General features: G+C 51.8%; 15 protein-coding genes. 5 read left to right on the top strand and 10 right to left on the bottom strand.

The window, feature by feature from the left end:
- Positions 1-206: 206 nt before the first annotated feature.
- On the top strand, positions 207-4,016 hold the full coding sequence (locus tag PN498_RS13965; RefSeq protein ID WP_272063423.1) for a tetratricopeptide repeat protein: 3,810 nt from the start codon (positions 207-209) through the stop codon (positions 4,014-4,016).
- A 231-nt stretch (positions 4,017-4,247) separates the two neighbouring features.
- Here the strand turns inward: PN498_RS13965 and PN498_RS13960 are convergent, their stop codons facing one another.
- The 4 genes from PN498_RS13960 to PN498_RS13945 all read right to left on the bottom strand — a co-directional run bounded on the left by PN498_RS13960 (position 4,248) and on the right by PN498_RS13945 (position 7,838).
- Complete coding sequence (locus PN498_RS13960) at positions 4,248-4,976, bottom strand: DUF502 domain-containing protein (protein WP_272063422.1); 729 nt, start codon at positions 4,974-4,976, stop codon at positions 4,248-4,250.
- 337 nt (positions 4,977-5,313) lie between these two features.
- Positions 5,314-6,714, bottom strand: coding sequence for a magnesium transporter (mgtE, locus tag PN498_RS13955; protein WP_272063421.1), 1,401 nt, complete (start codon positions 6,712-6,714; stop codon positions 5,314-5,316).
- Between the two features lie 114 nt (positions 6,715-6,828).
- Complete coding sequence (locus tag PN498_RS13950; RefSeq protein WP_334312255.1) at positions 6,829-7,509, bottom strand: MotA/TolQ/ExbB proton channel family protein; 681 nt, start codon at positions 7,507-7,509, stop codon at positions 6,829-6,831.
- Between the two features lie 77 nt (positions 7,510-7,586).
- A complete protein-coding gene (locus tag PN498_RS13945; RefSeq protein ID WP_272063420.1) occupies positions 7,587-7,838 on the bottom strand; it encodes a hypothetical protein in 252 nt (83 codons plus the stop codon).
- A gap of 59 nt (positions 7,839-7,897) precedes the next feature.
- Between PN498_RS13945 and bchH the strand changes: the two genes are divergently transcribed.
- Positions 7,898-11,704: a magnesium chelatase subunit H gene (gene bchH / locus PN498_RS13940; RefSeq protein ID WP_272063419.1), complete on the top strand. Its 3,807-nt coding sequence runs from the start codon at positions 7,898-7,900 to the stop codon at positions 11,702-11,704.
- Positions 11,705-11,763: 59 nt separating this feature from the next.
- On the opposite strand, the gene PN498_RS13935 is transcribed toward bchH, so the two are convergent.
- The 4 genes from PN498_RS13935 to surE all read right to left on the bottom strand — a co-directional run bounded on the left by PN498_RS13935 (position 11,764) and on the right by surE (position 15,899).
- Entirely contained in the window at positions 11,764-12,675 is a 912-nt protein-coding gene (locus PN498_RS13935; protein WP_272063418.1) for an AAA family ATPase, read from the bottom strand.
- A gap of 59 nt (positions 12,676-12,734) precedes the next feature.
- Complete coding sequence (locus tag PN498_RS13930; protein WP_272063417.1) at positions 12,735-13,796, bottom strand: bifunctional riboflavin kinase/FAD synthetase; 1,062 nt, start codon at positions 13,794-13,796, stop codon at positions 12,735-12,737.
- Between the two features lie 115 nt (positions 13,797-13,911).
- Complete coding sequence (locus PN498_RS13925) at positions 13,912-14,787, bottom strand: MBL fold metallo-hydrolase (RefSeq protein ID WP_272063416.1); 876 nt, start codon at positions 14,785-14,787, stop codon at positions 13,912-13,914.
- Positions 14,788-15,014: 227 nt separating this feature from the next.
- Positions 15,015-15,899, bottom strand: a complete 885-nt coding sequence (surE, locus tag PN498_RS13920) for a 5'/3'-nucleotidase SurE (RefSeq protein WP_272063415.1) — start codon at positions 15,897-15,899, stop codon at positions 15,015-15,017.
- Between the two features lie 365 nt (positions 15,900-16,264).
- Between surE and pheS the strand changes: the two genes are divergently transcribed.
- On the top strand, positions 16,265-17,266 hold the full coding sequence (pheS, locus tag PN498_RS13915; RefSeq protein ID WP_272063414.1) for a phenylalanine--tRNA ligase subunit alpha: 1,002 nt from the start codon (positions 16,265-16,267) through the stop codon (positions 17,264-17,266).
- 117 nt (positions 17,267-17,383) lie between these two features.
- Here pheS and PN498_RS13910 read toward each other — a convergent pair whose 3' ends face one another.
- Positions 17,384-18,073, bottom strand: coding sequence for an HAD family hydrolase (locus PN498_RS13910; RefSeq protein ID WP_272063413.1), 690 nt, complete (start codon positions 18,071-18,073; stop codon positions 17,384-17,386).
- 339 nt (positions 18,074-18,412) lie between these two features.
- Here PN498_RS13910 and PN498_RS13905 point away from each other — a divergent pair, with 339 nt between their 5' ends.
- Positions 18,413-18,985: a DUF2854 domain-containing protein gene (locus PN498_RS13905; RefSeq protein ID WP_272063412.1), complete on the top strand. Its 573-nt coding sequence runs from the start codon at positions 18,413-18,415 to the stop codon at positions 18,983-18,985.
- Between the two features lie 18 nt (positions 18,986-19,003).
- The gene (locus tag PN498_RS13900; protein ID WP_272063411.1) at positions 19,004-19,996 is read left to right on the top strand and encodes a ligase-associated DNA damage response exonuclease; all 993 of its coding nucleotides are present in this window, start codon (positions 19,004-19,006) and stop codon (positions 19,994-19,996) included.
- On the opposite strand, the gene PN498_RS13895 is transcribed toward PN498_RS13900, so the two are convergent.
- The gene (locus PN498_RS13895) at positions 19,961-20,686 is read right to left on the bottom strand and encodes a CPBP family intramembrane glutamic endopeptidase (protein WP_272063410.1); all 726 of its coding nucleotides are present in this window, start codon (positions 20,684-20,686) and stop codon (positions 19,961-19,963) included. The two genes, PN498_RS13900 and PN498_RS13895, sit on opposite strands and share 36 nt — an antisense overlap.
- Between the last annotated feature and the right edge of the window lie 47 nt (positions 20,687-20,733).

Below are 20,733 nucleotides of genomic sequence, written 5' to 3'. Positions count from 1 at the left end.
GGAATGAAGGCAAATGGAATTAAATTCTGCCTTCATTCCTCTATCTTTTGCATGGGTGGCACTGCCTGGGTTATTGACTTTCGGAAGTCTAGGAACAATTCTGCTCATGCACCATTGGTGTGGTGGGCAGTGCCCACCCTACCTAATGAATATTCCTCAATCCAAAATCGCCAATCCAAAATTGCCCTCAGGTCGAGGCCAACATCATGCTGCTAGACGATCGCTATCCTGGAGCCAATACCCCTTTTGAGGGCGATAGAACCCTGTCTCTCCGGACCTTACCCGCTGGAGCCAAAGTTCAAAAGGCCATCATCACCCTGACACCCGTGACGGCTGGAGAAACGCTTTTTGCAGAAACCATCACCTTTGAAGGAAACGAGGGACGGTTAGAGGGGAGCGATCGCCAGATTGCAACAAAGACCGATGGTGGAACTGACTTTGTTGCCGTTAACTTTCATAGTCGCCGCAAGCTTATAGAGTTTCAAACCAACAATGACCTTGACGACGCTACCTTACAAATTGACATTGGCGGCTCCTTTGTAGAGTTGAACAGTCGCTATGCCATCAAATCACCCGACGATCCCACCTTCTTTCTGGGGGGCGAAACGCATCCGGTACCGGGCCTCGTCGTCCAGCAGTTTTCACTCTCGCAGCCCCAGGGAAATCCCAACATTACTTCAGTCACGATCCAGTCGCTTCCGACCAATTTGAGTCTGCGTTTGGGTAATTTGCCCGCTTTTTGGACACAGCTTGGGGAACTCACCGCCGAAGTCTCCACCACGGACTTTGCCGCAGTGCTCAACAGCTATCTCAGTACGGCGACCCCAGAGAATGGCTTCTACACTATTCCATTGGTGATTCACTCCGATGCGATCGCCCGACTGGATATCCGCATTCGCATCACCTACACCCTTTCTCAGCAAGTCCTGCCGCCCCACCTGCCTGAAGCCACGCTCCCCTTCACCTTTGGCACTATACCTGCTGCGTCTGAGTCACTGTTACGGCTCTCCCTTCCCACAGGCGCAATGCCCCGTGCGGCCACGGCCCGCATTCAGGGCCAGTTCAAACCGACCCGCATTGCCTTAGGCCCCGTGGGAACGCTGCCGCCAACGGTCCCTGTCACGGTTTCTCCAGAGTGCTCCTTGGCCCAGCCCGTTTGGATTGATCGCGAGATTGCTGTAACAGCAGTCGATGTATTGTTTTCGAAGGCGATCGCGAATCAGGCGGGTATCCACATCTCGTTTCAGTCGGATGCGGACGGCAAACCCTCGGGAGAAATCCTTAAAACGGCTGAAGTGGTGGTGGGTAAACCCGTTCCCCCAGAGCAAGCCAGTTGGGGCAGTGCCACGCTGACAAACCCCTTGCGAATCGCCCCCTTCGATGACGGCTCTCCCCGGCGCTATTGGCTCGTGCTGCAAAGTCAACTGGGTGAGGCGAGCTGGCAGGTAGAACCCGGCATTGGTCCTGAACCTGGCTTACAGTGCAGTATCCGCGAAGGTACCGCTTGGCGCGTCGCCACTGTTCCCGGAGAACCCCAGCCCCTCAGTGCCCTGTTTCGCCTGCGGAATCAGCCAGAGCAGTTCACGATGCCCGTTCAGCTGCAAATCGGGGCAGGGCCAACCGCGATTCGACGACGGTTAGATGAATTTGCGCCCTTGGGTCGTGTCGAATTCCAGTTTGACTTTGAAGAGACGCTAGGGGAGCATTTGAGTCAAGCTGAGACCGTTGAAGGGTGCGGGCGCGAAACCCTGCTGGTCAACGGCGACTTCCGTTTTCCTGCCAGTGACGACGCAACTCATCGGCTCTTTGAATTGCGCGATCAAGACGAAGATTTTGGCTTTCAATCCACCTTTTTTGATCGCTTAGCCCTCGAATCGGCTCCCCTAGAACTCGGCCATTATGGCTTTACCTCGTCAGCCAGCTTCACCCGGCGAATTAACCGCATTGATCTCAGTACGGAGCGCTACATTACCCTCTCCCTTGAGCAGCAAACGCCCACGCCAAATCGGCTCATTAGGATTGATTGCGCTGGAGCAAATCCCGCTCAAACCGGAGTAGACGATATTATTAACGCGATTAACTCAGCCGTAGGACGAAACATCGCCAGACTGTCCAATTTTGGCGGCAGTAACTGGGATCTGGAAGGTGAGGATTTTGCCATTGAGAACCTCCACATCCATACCTGGTGCAGCACGGTCGTTCCTGAAGGGTGGCAAGGGATAGATGGTCAAACGCTGCGGCTCAGATGGCGCGATGCAGCAGACAGGGTTCGCTTTGCCGTGCTCCTCATGCATCCCAGCTATTGGACTGACAATGAAATTGACCTACCCTGCTTTCCGCCCATTCCCCCTGCCGCAGACAATTCAGCCCTAAGCCTGAGCCTGTGGCAGCAAGTGGCCTGTCGGGCAGGCTGCACATATCGTTTTCAATTCAATTATGGTTCTTTGCCAGATAGCCCTCTGCTTGATTTTTCTCCGCCAATGAGGGGCTTTACCTGGAAAGTAATCTGGCGAGATGAAAACGATGGAACGCTTCGCATGGATGAAGCCTTCCTGACTCCGGTTCAACCTATCATCGTGGACTCTGATGACAGTGGCGAGGGGGGTGAAGGCGGTGAAGGCGGTGAAGGCGGTGGGTCACAAGACGAACAGGTTGGGTTTCGGTTCTATGAAGTGAGTCTTCATGCGCCCGTGGGCGCGATCGCCGTGGAAGTTCGCTTCGAGCAAGAACTGCCAGGCGGCCTCATTCTAGACTCAGTAGCCCTCACGCCGACGACCGAGACCCTCAGCAACGCTCGCTTCTTGCTGAATTCAGACGGTGAACTCGCCAATTGGGAAACCTTGGGCGGTGTCAGTGTAAACAATGCGGTTGTAGAACTGCGCGGTGATGACGCAGGGGACGCCGTGCTATCTCAGACCGTTGAAGTCCTGCCAGATACAGACTACAGCCTGAAAGTACAGGCTCAATTTGCCGCGCCGCTCTCGCCAGACAGCCAGGAATTGCCTCTGATAAAGCGATCGCGCCTAGAAATCATCTGGAACGGTGCCTCCTCGCCTATCGTTCTGCCTTTAGATGATCCTGGATTTCCCGGACTCAACTGGTCGGGACGTTCTCCATTGGATGCCACCCAAGCTGAAATCCGCGTTGTTCAGCCCTATTCAGACTCCCTGCAGGTGACTGCCATCTCTTTCACTCAAGCAGACACTCTGGACGTTCCACTCGTCTTCCTCAGCGATGCACCCGGCGATCTTGTAGTGTCCGATCTGCAAGTCGAATACGACCTCCCCGCCGCTACGCCGTTACTACCACCGATTCCTACAGCAAACTCCTCGCCGAATCCAAGCTTGTCCACAGCCAGAGTGGGGGTTTCAAGAGATGCGGTAGTTCGTACACGCAGCACACCTAGTTCGCCTTTCGCCAGCACTCCAGTCATACTCCGCCAACCTGGATCAAGCCTGAGACGGGTTCAACCCCTGACCCAAGACTTATCTACTGACGGATCGGCTATCCCAAATCCGCTTTCTGCCCGAAGCGATCGCAACGTGAGGAACGGATCGGCTTCCTCACCACCTCCTTCATCAGAACTTCCGTCTGGTCTCGCCGCCTTTATTGCTAGTGCTCCCCGAGCGGCTCAAACAGCGCTACAGGAAGGCTATCGGCTTACCCTTGCTCAAGACTATCAAGCCGCTATTGCTGTTTATGAAGGAGTGATTGCTCGTGAAGAGGCGCAAGAGACTACGGTTCTGGCTTATTTGCTGTTGGGAGATGCTTACGGCAAATTAGAGCAACACACTGAGGCGATCGCCCACTACAACCAATTTATTGAAGCTGTTCCCACCGTAGGCCAAGCCTACTATCGTCGCGGACTGAGTAGAGCAGAGGTGGGCGATCGTGACGGGGCGCTGTCCGATCTTTCACAAGCAGTCGAAATCTTTCAGCGCCAGGGAAACCGGCAAGGTGTTGAACGAATCAACACGAGAATGCAGCGAATCAGAGAAGCTTCCCAGCCGACATAGCGAGATCGTGGCTATGACTTCTGAAGAGATGAATTAGGGGACCACCATGCTTTTAACTCAGATCTTGCCCTGGAGCATTATCCCTGCATTCGCCCCCTTAAATCCCCCAAATTTGGGGGACTCTGATCTCAAAACCCCTCAAATTTCGGGGGATTCTGAGATCGAAGCGCTCAGCGTAAACTGAACTACAGGATCTAAGTTTAGGAATGTTGGATTAAGAAGGTCGGTCCGCTATTCCAACACAGGCTGGTTGAGGTTGAGGATGGGACGATTCACGCTGTTTTCTTGAACAGCTCCACTGCTCAGAAGCCGCTCCTGAGGAATGGACTCCGCTAAATTAGGTCCCACAATGCCGCCGGACAGCAAAATCTTGAACGCATCTTCAATCGAAATCGAGAGATTGATAACGTCGGTTTCAGGCACAACCGCATACCAACCGCTCGTAGGATTAGGCGTTGTTGGAATAAAGACGCTGAGCATCGAAGCAGTAGAAGCCTTCGGTTCAGAGGTAACAACCGTCCCTGTTACAAAAGCAACCGCCCACAGTCCTCGACGCGGATATTCCACTAGAATGACCCGCCGAAAACGACTTTTCGAATCTTGAAAAACAGTCTGAAGCAGCTGCTGGAGCGTTTTATACACTGAGCCTGCTAAAGGGATTGACTGCACAATCCGTTCACCCAGATCCAATAGCCAACGGCCAGCAATGTTACGAGCCATCAGCCCAATGAGCAGAATACTCAGCAGGGGCACTGCAAACCCAACCGCTAGATTAATTATGTCACCTAGCAGAGGCGGCAGCCCCGTAAAAGGATTGAGCTGCTTAGGAAATCGGGTCAAAAACCGAATCACCCAAATCGCGACTGTAGTAGAGAGCCAAATGGTCGTAGCCAAAGGGATCACCACCAACAAACCCGCAATGAGGTCGTTCTTTAAATCCTGTCGAAGTTTCTGAAGCACAGGCAACCCAGATCTATAATTCGCAGAACGATGCTAACCATCATAGAAGTACGAGCTACAAAACAGCCCATGGACTTTCACTCGTACGCCTCACCCGACATTGTAAACATTTGTTTACAGAATGGCGAATTGATAGGTCTCAATGTGCCCGGGTGATTGATGATTCCCTACAGTTCTAGCGATATTTTGTATTCTACTTGACATGCGAAAAGATGTGGAGACGGGACTACACACCCCGTTAGTTTTTTGATCCCCAGTCGTGATCCCCAAGCAGGGATTGTGATCCCGGGGCAGCAATTAACAGTACTAAAAGTGGAGTGGTGCCCACACTTCGATTTCAAAGTTGCAGAATATAGCGGGCCAGATTGAGGTAAATTAGCACGCCGAGAACATCCACAACCGTTGTGATGAAGGGGGCTGACATGAGTGCTGGGTCAAAACCGATCGCGCTAAACAAAAAAGGGAGTGCGGCTCCGGCAGTAGAAGCCAAAATCGCGATCGCCACTAAGCTGATCCCAACCACCACTGACACGGACAAGCTTCCTTGCAACAGGAAAGCCCACCCTGTCACGACGACGCCCAGCATAATGCCGAGAAAAGCACCTGCGATCGCCTCCCGCCGAATGACAGAAAACGCACTCTTGTTGCCAATTTCTTGGGTGTTAATGCCGCGAATCACGACCGTTGAGGACTGCGCACCTACATTACCGCCCGTGCCGATTAATAACGGGATAAAGGCCGCCAGAACAACCACCTGTTCCAAAATGGCCTCCTGACTGCGGATCACCCACGTCGTCACGGTGTTCGTCAACAGCAGCACTGAAAGCCAAACCACCCGTTTACGGGCAACAGTCAGCAGGTTGGTCTGAAAGTAGTTGTCGCCCCCGGACTGAACCCCTCCCAACGCATAAATATCTTCAGTCGCTTCTTCTTCCAGAATGTCGATGACGTCATCAACCGTGACAATGCCCACCAGCCGCTGCTCAGTATCGACAATCGGCACCGCCAGAAAGTCATAGCGCTGAATGAGTTGGGCAACTTCCTCCTGGTCTGTATCGGTCTGCACTGAGACTACTTCACGGGTCATGATGTCGCCAATCGTTTGCTCAGGCTGACCCATAACAAGGTGCCGCAGCGACAAAATGCCTGTCAAACGACGCGCTGAGTCGGTGACGTACAAGTAATAAACGGTTTCGCTAATGTCTGCTCGATTACGAATATGTTCGAGTGCTCTTGAAATACTCCAGGTTTCTTTCAGGGCAATATATTCGGGCGTCATAATGCGCCCAGCTGTATCCGCTTCGTAACCGAGCAACAGTGCAGTTGCCTGTCTTTCTTGGGAACTCATTTGACTAAGGAGTCGGCGGACAACTTTGGCCGGCAGTTCATCGAAGAGACGAGCGCGATCGTCTGGCGACATTTTGTCCACAATGTCCAGCACATCCTGGCGCTTGAAGTCTTCGATTAGCGTTTGCTGAACGCTGGAATCTAAGTTTTCATAAACTTCGATCGCCTCATCTTTCGACAGTAGACGAAACGCGAGCGCCTGCATGGTGTCCGGTAATCCCTCGATGGCCTCCGCAATATCCGCAGGCTGTACAGGGACAAGCAGAGCTTTAACTCCCTGAAAATTTTGTTGTTCTAAGAGCATTTGCAGCTGCGATCGCACCAGTTCTCGCAGCTCTTGCCGTGAGAACGGAGGGGCAATGGACGCAGGCTGTACGATTTGCTCTGTCAAAGATTTACTCCGAATAGTCTTAATGCATTGTAATGGCTGATGTTAACGCCTCCCTCTGTCGAGAGTCGAAAGGTATAGGAATGGACCTAGAATGCCCCGACTTCAGTTGTTGGATCAGCTTTTGGAATAGGGTTGCTGAAAGGTCGTGCGAGTTGGGTCATAGGGTCGCCGAGTTGTTTGCCGATGCTGCCTGCGATACAGCAGCTCCAGCTGTCCCCCCGTTTCTTGAATAAACGCCCGTTGCTGTCGATACAGTCCCTGAAAAACGTTCGCGAAGATCAGAGTCGCAATGGCAATGATTAAGCCCAACGCGGTTGTGATCAAGGCTTCGCCGATACCCGAGATGACATCCAGCGTGCGATCGCTATTGCCTGCACCTATATCCAGTGCCGAGAGCGATTTCATTAGCCCCAAAATCGTGCCCAACAGTCCCAGCAAAGGAGCAATGCCCACGATGGTATTCAACGCAGCCGAAAACCTTTGAAATAAGGGCAATTCGCCCTGCGCCGAACTTTCTAGAGCAATTCGAAAGTCTTCAGGCGTCGCATCGGGTGTGGTCAGAGCCGCCAAAAAGATGCGAGCTATGGGGAGATCTGAGTTCTTCTTAAGTTTGGATAAGGCAGCTTGAGGCTGTTGCTCATAACTATCCAGAACGGCGCGGACAAGCTTTTTTTGACGCTTAGAAATGCGATTCCAAAACCAAAGTCGCTCAAAGATCAGGGTCATCCCCACCAAGGACGTTGCCAACAGCAGCAGTGTTACCAGACTTCCTGTCACATTTCCCATTGCACCCATGTGGCAACCTCGGTAAACCGCTCCCTATCATAGCCGCATCCCTATGATTAGTTGAGAGGAGGGGGAAAGCGAGAAAGTCAGCTTTCGCGTAGGGCAGCTAGCTTGTTGGACACCCATCGGAGAACGCCGATCGCGATCGCCCCTGCCATCAGAATGCCAATTGCCGGTTGAAATATCGGCATCCACAGGCTGTACCAAATATCCAGTCCAAGGTTGACGTTGAGGCCACGACCGATGACAGCGGTGGCGAACCAGCCAAAGCTAGCCAGCACGAAAAACAAATTGGCAACCAAGAGCCAATTCAATCCATTGATTACTCGATTCCACATTGCACGTTCTTCTCCCCGAGGTCTAGGATCAACGTAGGTCCTCACATCCAGTTAATATCATGGCACGCATCGTTTTGATTGCTGGGTTCGAAGCATTCAACACCGAACTATACCGACAAGCCACTGAGATGGCTCGGTTGAACTGCCCTGAACTGGAGGTGCAGGTGTTTTGCGATCGCGATCTCAGCGACAAACCGGATGAGATCGCCGCCGCACTCGCAGGTGCAGATGCCCTTTTTGCCAGCTTGATTTTTGACTACGACCAAGTCCTCTGGCTGCGGGAACGAGCCGCAGCCATTCCAGTTCGACTGGCATTTGAGTCTGCTTTAGAGTTGATGTCGCTCACTCAGTTGGGACAGTTTTCCTTTGGCGAGAAACCCAAGGGGATGCCGAAGCCAGTTAAGTTCATCCTCAGTAAATTCGGTAGCGGCAAAGAGGAAGATCGCTTAGCCGGCTATATCAGTTTTCTGAAAATCGGACCGAAGCTGCTGAAGTATTTGCCCGTACGGAAGCTTCAAGATCTCCGCAACTGGCTTATTCTCTACGGCTACTGGAATGCCGGTGGGCCAGAGAACGTCGCCTCAATGCTGCACTATTTAGGAAAGCATTACCTGGGATTAACGGTCGGTGATATTGCTCCAGCTATTGAAACGCCCAATATGGGGCTGGTGCATCCTGACAATGAGAGCTATTTTTTGACGCCCCGAGCGTATCTAGACTGGTACTTTAGCGATCGCCCTACTGCAAAACGAGCTACCCCACCACTCTCAGATTCCTCACCTGTTGTGGGCATTTTGCTCTACCGCAAGCACGTCATTACCCAGCAGCCTTATATCCCGCAGCTGATTCAGCAATTCGAGCAGGCGGGCTTAGTGCCGCTGCCTGTCTTCATTAACGGCGTTGAGGGCCATGTCGCTGTCCGAGATTGGTTCACCACCGATCACGAACAGAGACTGCGATCGCAGGGTCATCACGAAACGCCCTCGCTCTCAAGCGATGCAGCAAAGGTCGACGCGATCGTGTCCACGATTGGCTTTCCTCTAGTCGGGGGTCCGGCAGGCTCAATGGAAGCTGGGCGTCAGGTCGAGGTTGCCAAGCAAATTCTCAGCGCTAAAAACGTACCGTACTTCGTGTCAGCCCCTCTACTGATCCAAGACATTGCATCGTGGACTCGTAAAGGCATCGGTGGCTTGCAAAGCGTTGTGCTCTATGCCTTACCGGAGTTAGACGGAGCGATTGACCCAGTGCCCCTCGGCGGACTGGTTGGAGACAAAATTTATCTCGTTCCCGAACGAGTGCAGCGATTGACTCAGCGAGTGCGAAGCTGGGTGGAGCTGCGCCGCAAGCCCCTAAGTGAACGCAAGATTGCGATCGTGCTTTATGGGTTTCCCCCAGGTTATGGCGCGACAGGGACGGCGGCATTGCTCAATGTGCCTAATTCTCTGCTAACTGTGCTGAAGGCTTTGCAGCAGGCAGGTTATACCGTTGGCGAACTGCCGGAAGACGGAGAAACGTTGATCGAATGGGTTAAAGCGGCAGATGAGGCGGTCCCGTTACCGTCACAGTCTGCATCAGGAGAAATCCCAATTGCGATTTCTGAACGTCAGCTGGCTGACTGGCTGACTTACCTCCAGCGCCATCGCATGGAGCGACAGTGGGGAGACCTGACCAAAACAGGCATCAAAACTTGGGGTGACGAATTTCTGGTAGGGGGCGTTCATCTGGGCAACGTATGGCTGGGGGTACAGCCGCCGCTGGGAATTGCCGGTGATCCCATGCGGCTGATGTTCGAGCGAGATCTAACGCCTCATCCTCAGTACGTTGCTTTCTATGAATGGTTGAAACGAGAGTTTCAGGCCGATGCGGTATTGCATTTTGGGATGCACGGCACGGTGGAGTGGCTGCCGGGGTCGCCTTTGGGGAATACGGGCTACTGCTGGCCCGACATATTGCTAGGCGATCGCCCCCATCTCTACATCTATGCCGCCAACAATCCCTCCGAATCCATCTTGGCTAAGCGACGCGGCTATGGGGTACTGGTATCCCACAATGTTCCACCCTATGGGCGGGCCGGACTGTACAAGGAGCTGTTGAACCTGCGGGATTTGATCGCGGAGTACCGCGAAGACCCGCGCAAAAATACGGTGCTGCGGGACGCTATCCTCAAAGCGATCGCCGACTCTGGCCTAGACGCTGACTGTCCGTTTGCAGAAGCTCAGAAGTCTGGCATTGAATTCACGCCAGAAAATGCGCGGCTGTTTAGTCCCGAAGCGCTAACGCGCTATCTAACAGATCTGTATGAATACCTGCAAGTCTTGGAAGCGCGGCTGTTTTCCAGCGGCCTGCATGTGTTAGGCCAGATGCCCAGTGCCGAACAGTTGCAGAGCTATCTATCGGCCTATTTTGGCGAGGATCTGAAGGAGGCCGCGATTGGGGCCTTGGCAACCGCAAACCCGACCGAAGACCGCCAAGCGATCGTTGGAGGGTTACTACAGCGGTTCTATCGCGATGAGAAGGAGGTCGCTGAATGGGCACAGATCGAGTCGCGCATCCTGGAGGCTCTAGAGATTTGCGATCGCCTGCGTCAAACCTCTGACGAAATGACAAACCTGCTGCGGGGACTCAACGGTGAGTATATTCCGCCTGCACCGGGTGGAGATCTGCTGCGGGATGGTATTGGGGTGTTGCCAACGGGACGCAATATTCATGCGTTGGACCCTTATCGCATGCCGTCGCCAGCCGCTTATCTGCGAGGTCGCGAGATTGGTCGCAAACTCATCGCCCAACAGCAGACGGAGCATGGCAGCTACCCAGAAACAGTCGCCGTGATGTTGTGGGGGCTGGATGCCATCAAAACCAAGGGTGAGTCCTTAGGCATTCTGCTGGAGTTAGTGGGTGCAGAACCTGTCAAAGAAGGGACCGGACGGATTGTTCGCTATGAATTGCAGCCTTTGGAACAGGTCGGTCATCCCCGCATTGACATCCTGGGCAATCTCTCGGGCATTTTCCGCGACAGTTTTATCAACATTATTGAGCTGCTTGATGATCTCTTTCAGCGGGCAGCAACAGCAGACGAGCCTGTAGAGGATAATTTCATTCGCAAGCATGCATTGGCGCTTCAGGCTCAGGGAGTAGACAATGTTGCTGCTCGGCTGTTTTCCAACCCAGCTGGAGACTACGGCTCTCTGGTCAATGATCGCATTATTGATTCCAACTGGGAGGAGGCCGACGAATTGGGCCAAACGTGGCGCGATCGCAATGCATACAGCTACGGGCGCGGTGACAAAGGCCAAGCTCGGCCCGAAGTCCTCAATACGCTGCTGAACACCACTGATCGCATCGTGCAGCAAATTGACTCGGTAGAATATGGCCTTACCGATATCCAGGAATACTACGCTAATACGGGGGCACTCAAGCAAGCCGCAGAACAGACACGAGGCCAGTCCGTGACAGCCAGTTTTGTCGAAAGCTTCTCCAAAGATACGACCCCTCGCAAGCTCGACGAACTACTGCGGATGGAGTATCGGACTAAATTACTCAATCCTAAATGGGCCGAGGCGATGGCTGCTCAAGGATCCGGCGGAGCTTACGAAATTTCTCAACGAATGACAGCCATTCTCGGCTGGGCTGGAACGGCTCGCTTCAAAGATCAGTGGGTCTACGACCAAGCAGCAGACACCTACGCCTTTGATCCGGTTATGGCAGACCAATTGCGACAGGCTAATCCTGAAGCCTTTCGCAACATTGTCGGTCGTTTGATTGAAGCTCACGGACGCGGTTTCTGGAGTCCCGATGAAGAAACCCTAGAGAAACTCCAAAACCTCTATGACGAAGCCGATGTAACCCTAGAAGGCGTCCAGCCTTAACCCCAGGGTCTACACGTTGGGGGTTATTCACGCTAACAATCCCCTCCAACCCATAGGTCCTAAGCAGGGATAGGAACACCATCCAGCAAGTTCTGAATCAAAATCGCAGCCTGATGCCCACCAGCTGGAATCAAACGATGGGCTAGAACATACGGCGCAAGACGTTTAACATCATCTGGCAGAACGTAATCGCGATCGCTCAAAAAGGCCAATGCCTGAATCGCTCGATAGAAGGCCACACTGCCTCTAGGACTCACCCCCAAAGTGATATCAGGATGCTCGCGAGTCGCCCGCACCAGCGCCAGCAAATACTGTTTTACCGAGTCTTCTACTCGCACTTGAGCACACTGTGACTGAATGGCTGCTACCTCATCGGGGGTGATACACGGCTGCAAGTCTTGCGGTCGCGTCGGTGTCGCCAAACGATCCAACATTCTGGTCTCTTCTGCTTCAGAGGGATAGCCCAGTGTGAACGACAAGGCAAAGCGATCCATTTGCGCTTCTGGCAGGGGAAAAGTCCCCTGATATTCCACAGGATTCTGAGTCGCAATGACGAAGAACGGCATTGGCACAGGACGAGAAACACCATCAAGGGTCATCTGATGTTCTTCCATAACCTCAAGTAAGGCCGATTGAGTTCTTGGTGTCGCCCGGTTAATTTCATCAGTCAGCAGCACATGGGCAAAAATAGGCCCCGGCAAAAACTGAAATTCGCCGCTGCTTGGATTCCAGATATTCGTACCGGTGATATCGGCAGGGAGCAAGTCAGGAGTACATTGCACTCGTTGAAACGTTCCGTCAATGCATCGTGCCAGAGACTTAGCGAGCAGGGTCTTGCCAACGCCTGGAACATCCTCCAGCAGAGCATGACCCCCCGAAAAAAGGGCAACCAGAACCAGTTGAATGGCATCTTCCTTCCCCACAATCGTCTTGCTCAGGTTTTCAACTAGCTGCCGAACGCGATCGCCCATTGTTCTTCCTTTATCGCTGTATGGCCCTATAATGCCTTCACATTGAGAATTTTGCCTACCTACAGCACAGCTAACGCGGCTTCACAATCCGCCTGAATCTGGGCTTTGAGATGTTCCAAAGAATCAAAGCGCTGCTCGGGTCTGAGAAATCCTTTCAGCGTTACGGTCAGGGTGTGGTCGTATAGGTTTCCTTGCCAGTTGAGCAAGTGAACTTCAATGGATTGATTCTGCCCGTCTACTGTTGGACGCACACCCAAATTCATGACGCCAGGCAGTCCTTGCTCAGCTGGATGATCTGGCACCCCAAACACTAACACGCTGTAGACACCGGTTCGGGGCAAGAACTTTTCGGGGGGAACTCGTAAGTTAGCTGTTGGAAAACCCAGTTGCCGTCCCAACTGCTGACCTTTAACGACTTTTCCGGTGAGCTGATAAGGACGCCCCATGAGATGTCGAACTTGATAGATATCGCCAGCACACAAGGCTTGACGAATTCGAGAACTGCTAATGCGATCGCCATCGGCTTGAGCAAGACCAACAATAGTCACTTGCGTTCCTCTTCGCGTCGCCAGCTTCTGCAAGAGATCAACGTCTCCCCGTCGCTGATGACCAAACCGAAAATCTGCCCCGACGCTAATGTGCTTAGCCTGTAAGTGATCGAGCAAAACTTTTTCAACAAATGCTTCGGGTTGCAAGCCAGACAGCTCACTGTTGAAGGGCAGCAGTACAAGCTGACGTACACCCAACCGCTTCATGAATACGGCCTTTTCCTCTAGCGGTGTTAGCCAAGGCCGCGATTGACCTGAAAAAAACTCTTGCGGATGAGGATAGAACGTCACGACTGTCGGTATCGGTCCTGGTGCGTCAGATGTGATGGCTGGCGGCACCGCTGACTGAAAGTCGCAGTCACCTAGCAATTGCGGACAGCGATCGCTATAGCCCCATAAATCTGAATTCAAAGTCGTACCGGCAGGGAATTCACCGGCAGCCGTAGGACAATTTGAAGACTCTGGGAGAATCGGGCGAATGACAGTCTGGTGTCCTCGATGAACACCGTCAAAGTTCCCCAAAGCAATGTCCGTTGGGGTTTGAGCCGTTTGTAGTGAAGACGTAATCCACACATTTACATTTTGACACAATTCGGCCCGGACGCTAGCCAATCTTCATCAACCCAGGGTCAAAGCTTGGAAGCGTTGAGAGCGCTTGGGAAAACAAACGCTGAACAGCGAAAGCAGCCTAAGCAAATATTGCCGGCTCAGGAGCTGTCATCAGATCAATAACCATGCCTTCTTTGGCGACGACACTATTAGAAAATTGCTCTGAGGTGTCTTGAGCAATCTCGTCCATAAAGTCATCGTTGTGGAGCGGATCATGGTGGAAGATAACAAGCTGCCTGACATTAGCTGCTTTGGCAACCTTGACGGCTTCTTGCCAAGTCGAATGGCCCCAACCTACTTTGCTAGATTTCTCGTTGTAGTATTCCTGGTTGGTGTAAGTGGCATCGTAAATCATGACGTCAGCATTCCGCGCCAGCCACAAAACATTTTCGTCGAGTCGATCTGCAAAATGCTCGGTATCCGTCACGTAGGCAGCTGTTCTGCCGTTCCAAGTGACCCGATAGCCGATCGCCTCTCCAGGATGGTTCAGCAGGGTATTTTCGACCTTAACGTCCTCTACCTCAACCGTTTCGCCCACTTCAACATCGCAAAACTTAAGATCGGCTCCCATGATTTGCAGTGGGACTGGAAAGTTGGGATGCAGCATTTGATTGTTGAGGCGCTGCTCAATTGTTGAACCGTCAGGGGCGATCGCGCCATAGATATGAAAGCGATTGCCTGGAACAAAGGCGGGCACAAAGAAGGGAAACCCTTGAATATGATCCCAGTGAGAATGGGTGAAAAACATGGTCCCGTCTAGAGGCATTTCTGACAGTAGCTTGAGACCCAGCTCTCTAAGTCCAGTACCGCCATCGAAGATTAACAGCTTGCCGCCAACCCGCATCTCGATGCAGGAGGTGTTGCCGCCATAGCGCACCGTTTGTGGTCCGGGACACGCAATGCTGCCTCTTACACCCCAGAAGCGAATCAAAAATTGGTTCTCTATATCAGACATGAGTGTGTTGATTCAAAGTTTGCAAGTCGCTACGGATTGGCCTGATGTGTACAACGAACATTACTCAATGGTATTAAAAATCTTTTGATTTCGCCCTTTACAAAGTGTTGCCTGAAGTCAAATCGGTCTGGTCACTTTGTGGCTAATCTTCACAAACTCTGTACGAAACAACGTTTTTAAGAAGCTGATGCCGTCATATTTTAGTCTTGATCGTTTTAAATAACTGCTTATGACTTCGCTACATTGGTCGGAGAATCAGGATGGAGTAACTGTTTGTCAAACTGAGTTTGCCAGGCTTGCAGCTGGCAGATACCCAAAGGAGATGTCAAGTTGTAATGCAATGGTGTGATCGTAATCAAATTTTGTTGAATTGCTTCAACGTCAATGGGGGTTCCTTCAAGGCAAGAAAAGTCAGATAGACGCTGCAATTGCTCCGTCAGAAGCTGATAGCTGTCCTCTTCGTGTTCAACCGCTTCCAACACTTCACCAGCGAGCCAATAGTAGGTTTTGCCACGAGGATCGCTGCGCTTTTCAAATAGGTCAACATACCTCCGCACACCCTGACGGGCAATCACACTACCTTTAATCTGATGTGCCTCAACGGCTGGGATGTTGACATTCAGCAGTGGGGGAGCTGCGATTGGATGCTGCCTCAAAACGTTCACCAAATTTTTAGCAAACTGGGCAGCCGGCACAAAGTTCTTGCAGGCATAGTTGGTCAGGCTGAAGGCGATCGCTGGAATCCCTTCAATGATCCCTTCCATGGCTGCCGACACCGTACCAGAGTAGAGCACATCGGTGCCTAAGTTTGCCCCTTGATTGATGCCAGATAACACCATATCGGGAGGATTCTCCAAAATCGCTCCCAGCGCTAACTTAACGCAATCAGAAGGTGTTCCTGAGCAGGCCCAAGCCTGAACATCAGCATGAAAGACGCCCTCTACTTGTTCAGCCCGAATCGGTTTATGAAGTGTCAGTCCATGTCCCGTTGCCGACCGTTCTCGGTCAGGACAAACCACCCAAACCTCATGGCCCGCCTCCGCCATCGTGTTCGCCAGGCTACGAATTCCGTTAGCAAAAATGCCGTCGTCATTACTAATGAGTAGTTTCATCAAAACTAGTTATCTGACAGTCTCTGAACAAAGCCTTGTGCGTGATACCGTGCCCAAGCTAGTGACAACAATTTTTTGATCATCAGAAGTGTTCTCCGCAGTGTTTTCCACAAAGACAAGGGAATGGAATTGCTAATTCGGAAGGTTCTTCATGCTAAACGGAAAATCCATTGAGCGATCGCCCACCTCATGGACTAGATTAGGAGTATTCCACATTAAGAGCGTTTCGTCCGGTAGCCTCTTCTGATGCACTGTGAATGAATAATGTCATTACAGCTCTGATAAGACGAGACTCTAGAAGAGGACGCTTTCATCAACCAAGGGTTTCCCCTTTAGTCGTTATTAAACAAGCATTGATCCTGAGCATGTCCCAACCTCCGTTGAGTCTGGAAACCGACCTCCAAGCGCTGCAAGATGCAGGAAAAGAGGCGATCGCCCAAGTCGAAAATCTAGACAATCTCGAAAAAATTAGACTAGACTACCTCGGGAAAAAAGGCAAAGTCTCTAAAGTATTAGGCGGTATGGGAAAGCTGCCGCCGGCAGATCGACCTCGCATTGGAGCACTTGCCAACCAAGTTAAAGATGCGCTTCAGATCGCCTTGGAAGCGCGTAAGGCTGCTTTACAGGATGCTGAAATTCAAGCCATGCTTGAAGCAGAGACTCTGGACGTCACGATGCCGGGCGTGTTCAAGTCTCAGGGGCGCGTTCACCCCATCAACAGTATCATCGACCAAATCACCGAGATCTTTGTGGGTTTAGGTTATACGGTTGCCAGTGGTCCCGAAATCGAGTCGGATTATTACAACTTCGAGGCTCTTAACTTCCTACCAGACCATCCGGCACGGGACATGCAGGACACCCTTTACCTGCCGAATGGTGACTTGATGCGGACGCATACGTCCAACATTCAAATTCGCTATATGAAGGAGCATGAGCCTCCCTGCCGTGTGCTAGCCACAGGGCGCTGCTATCGTCGCGATACGGTGGATGCCACCCATGCGGCGGTCTTTCACCAAATAGAGTTCTTCGCAATCGATAAAGGAATCACGTTCACTGACTTACGGGGAACCATCCGCGCTTTCATCGACGCTTTGTTTGGCGATATTCCCATTCGTTTTCGCCCCAGCTTCTTTCCCTTCACAGAACCCTCGGCTGAGGTCGATGTGGAATGGAATGGGCGTTGGCTAGAGGTGTTGGGCTGCGGCATGATCGATCCCAATGTGCTGGAAGCGGTAGGCTATGACCCCGAAGTCTACACGGGCTTTGCGGCGGGTCTGGGAGTCGAGCGCCTCGCCATGGTGCAGCATGAAATTGATGACATCCGACGGCTGTATAGCAGCGATTTGCGGTTCCTCAAGCAGTTCTAATTTCAGTGGTTAGGCAGCGACAAGGTTTATCAGCAGGGTAGGTCTCAATAGGGAGTGGGGAACAGGGTGTACTTGTTTCATAGGCTGCTTTCGCGTGCCTGCGTGAGTCGCTCGCGCTTAGCCAGCTTGGCGATTTGAAATGGTCACCACTGCCTCTTGCAAATTGGCAACAATGTAGTCTGGACTGTAGGTTGTGAGACGATCGCGATCGCGGATCCCGCTAAGTACCGCTACGACGGGTAAATCATGGGCACGGGCCGCTGCAATATCGGCCTCTGTATCGCCCACCATCCAGGTTTCGCAAGCAGGAGGCAGTTCAGCCAGTGCCTTTTTAACCAGTCGAGTTTTTTCAACAATGTCTTGGTCTTTGAGGTAGTCATCTGGCAGACAATAGCGCACATTCAGCGGAAAGAAATGCTCTAAATCATATTGGGAGAGCGCAAAATCGAGAGCGTACTCTCGGCGCATAGTGACCACGACTAAATGACCGTCGAGGGCCTGGATCTTCCTCAAGGCCTCAGATGCGCCTTCTATCGGCAGGTCGTACTTAAGATAAGAGCGACTGTGAACAGTTTCTCGCCGCAACAAGGCAAATTGTCTCGCCTGATCATCATGAAGACCGGAGATGAGTCCGATTTGGCGTTCGGGTACCTGCGATCGCTTGAGACGCCAAAAATCTTGTTTGGAAAGCCGATTAACGGATTGCTGGGGTTCTTTGGCCTCTTCAAGACAGTACTGATATACCTGGTAATATCGCTCTGACACGTCCATGATGGGACCATCAAAATCCGTAAGAATGCGTAACATATCAGGCAATATCCTCAGGAAAGGAATAGGCAATAAACACAATTTCAGTTGAATCAGCAAAGAAATGTTAAGAGGAGCCTACATGTATTCTGACACTCAACCGTTAAGAGGTTAGCGGGACAATAAAGCAATTCACAGAATTTCTACACGGCTTCGAAGCCTGAATCAGATGTTTTTGTGCTGAGAGAATCTTCATAAACATCAGCATCATGGTTGGATTCCGATCATCTACCCTGACGGTCATCACAGAGACTGAGTCAGCAACTTTCGATTGGGATATAGGCCGTTTTGACCGAGCTAGAGCGATACAATTTACAAAGTGAATGTAAATAAATCATTATGTTGCGAAAAATGTCCCTAGGGAATGTTCTATTGGTTGTCGGCGGGGTGCTGACGATCATCGGGTTTGTGGCCTATTTTCAGGACAATGCCACGCTCAACCTAGCGGGCTTTTTCTACGGTATCCCTGTCTTATTAGGAGGTTTGGCCTTACGAGCAGCCGAGCTAGAGCCAACCCAGTATTCCCAAGAAACGTCTCCTGAAGTGGCCTCGTTACGCGAACAGCAGGCCACACCCACTCAGAAGCAGGTTCTCAGCGATGTGACTCGGTATCGCTATGGACAAGAGGCTCACTTAGATGAAGTCCTAGAGCGCTTGGGATTAGCTCCCTCTGATGAGGAACGTCCTGAATTGGTGGCCGTTCGTGAAGAAGCGATCGAGGGTGCCTATGCCCTCCTACTTGAGTTTGAGTCGCCTCTGATGCCATTAGAAAAGTGGCAGGAAAAACGGGAAAAGATTGAGAAGTTTTTTGGTCCTGATATCCGTGCCAATATTCAGGAACCGAGCGAAAACAAAGTTGACCTAGCGCTCATTACTGTTAACACCCCGAAGCCTGCTGAAGTGGCTTCATAGCTCTACACTTGCCGTACTATGTCTCTCATTACCGTTCGTCCTGAAGGCCTTTACTGCGAAGCAGGCAATTTCTACATTGATCCGTGGCGTCCTGTAGAGACGGCAATCATTACCCATGCCCATGCTGATCATGCTCGGTCGGGGTCGCAGCAGTATGTGGCCATGGCTAGCTCTGAAGGGATTTTGCGAAAGCGTCTGGGTGAAAAAATTGATCTCCAAGGAGTGCAGTATGGCGAAAAGCTGAAGTATGGCGACACCTGGGTATCCCTCCATCCAGCAGGTCACGTTTTGGGATCGGCTCAGGTACGGGTAGAACACAAGGATGACGTTTGGGTTGTTTCTGGAGACTACAAACGCTGTGCTGACCCAACGTGTGAACCGTTTGAGGTTGTCTCTTGCGATGTCTTTATTACTGAAGCCACTTTCGGACTGCCTATCTATAAATGGGATACCGGAGAAGAGACGGCGCATCAAATTTACGACTGGTGGCAGGCCGATCGCGATCGCCCCTCCATTCTCTTTTGCTATTCCTTCGGTAAGGCCCAGCGGGTGTTGAGCGAGCTGACGAAGTTTACTGACCAGACGGTGTATGTGCACGGGGCGATCGCAGCCCTGAACCAGATCTATCGGGATCAAAATATTCCGATGCTGCCCACAGTTACAACATCGGAGATGCCCAAAAGTCATAAGTACACAGGCGATCTCGTGCTGTCTCCCCCCTCAGGACATCGCTCTACCTGGATGAAGCGCTTCAAATCACCTCAAACGGCCTTTGCCTCAGGATGGATGGCTGTTCGTGGTGCCCGTAGACGCCGAGGCTATGAACGCGGTTTTGTTCTATCTGACCATGCAGACTGGCCTAGCCTAATTCGGACTGTTCAAGAAACAGGAGCTAGCAAAGTCTATGTCACCCACGGACAAAATGATGTGCTTTCTCGTTACTTGACGGAAGTGTGCCGCATTGACGCTCAACCTTTAGAAACCCTGTTTGAAGGTGAAGGAGACATTTAGACTAAGATATAGTAAGTGCCACCCTACCAAGGCGATCGCTAAATCCGCGAGCAAGTGGCTAATGTACACTGCCCACAACGAATGATAGGCGAGATAACACCAAGACCACACTGCACCTGCTAGAAATACGCCGAAAGACCCTATTGCTGTGATCCATCCGCTGCCTGTAAATCCAGCCAGGGCAAAAATATGGTGCAGTGTGAAGCACGCTGCGGCTAACACAACAGCCTTCCAGCCAGAAACCAGCCTTTCGCATTGACGATAGGCAAACCACCGCCATACATACTCTTCAACCAGAGCATTCACAAAAGTGAAATAGACGGCAAACCCTAAATAAAAAGACGGTCGCAGCAGACCGATCGCTTGTACTCTAGCTCGGACTATTTCAGGATCAATGATGGTTTGTCCGATCCCAAAATAGCTGCCGAGAATCACCGCAAACATGACTAAGCCGAGCAGAGTGCCTGAAATCAATTCCGTTTGTGACGGGAGTGCCAACGAGATACGTTCTCGATCAACACGCCAATGCCACAACAGTGGCAACATCAAAATCCATACACGAGTCGCAACAAAGACGACTTGCCCGCCTTGCCCTTGGAGATAAGTCCTTGTCAAAATACCGACGCTGGCTGCTGTTGTTAGCACTAGCAGCGCAGTAGCCGCTTTGAGCCTGACAGTATTTCTCGTCATCTAGCTGTCCCCACTGTTGCAGGCAAGATAAACCTGTATCCAGGCTA

It is taken from the genome of Oscillatoria sp. CS-180 (assembly GCF_028330965.1).
Lineage (GTDB): Bacteria > Cyanobacteriota > Cyanobacteriia > Phormidesmidales > Phormidesmidaceae > Halomicronema.
Note: the sequence above shows the minus strand (reverse complement) of the source record. Positions and strands in the feature narration are given on the sequence as shown.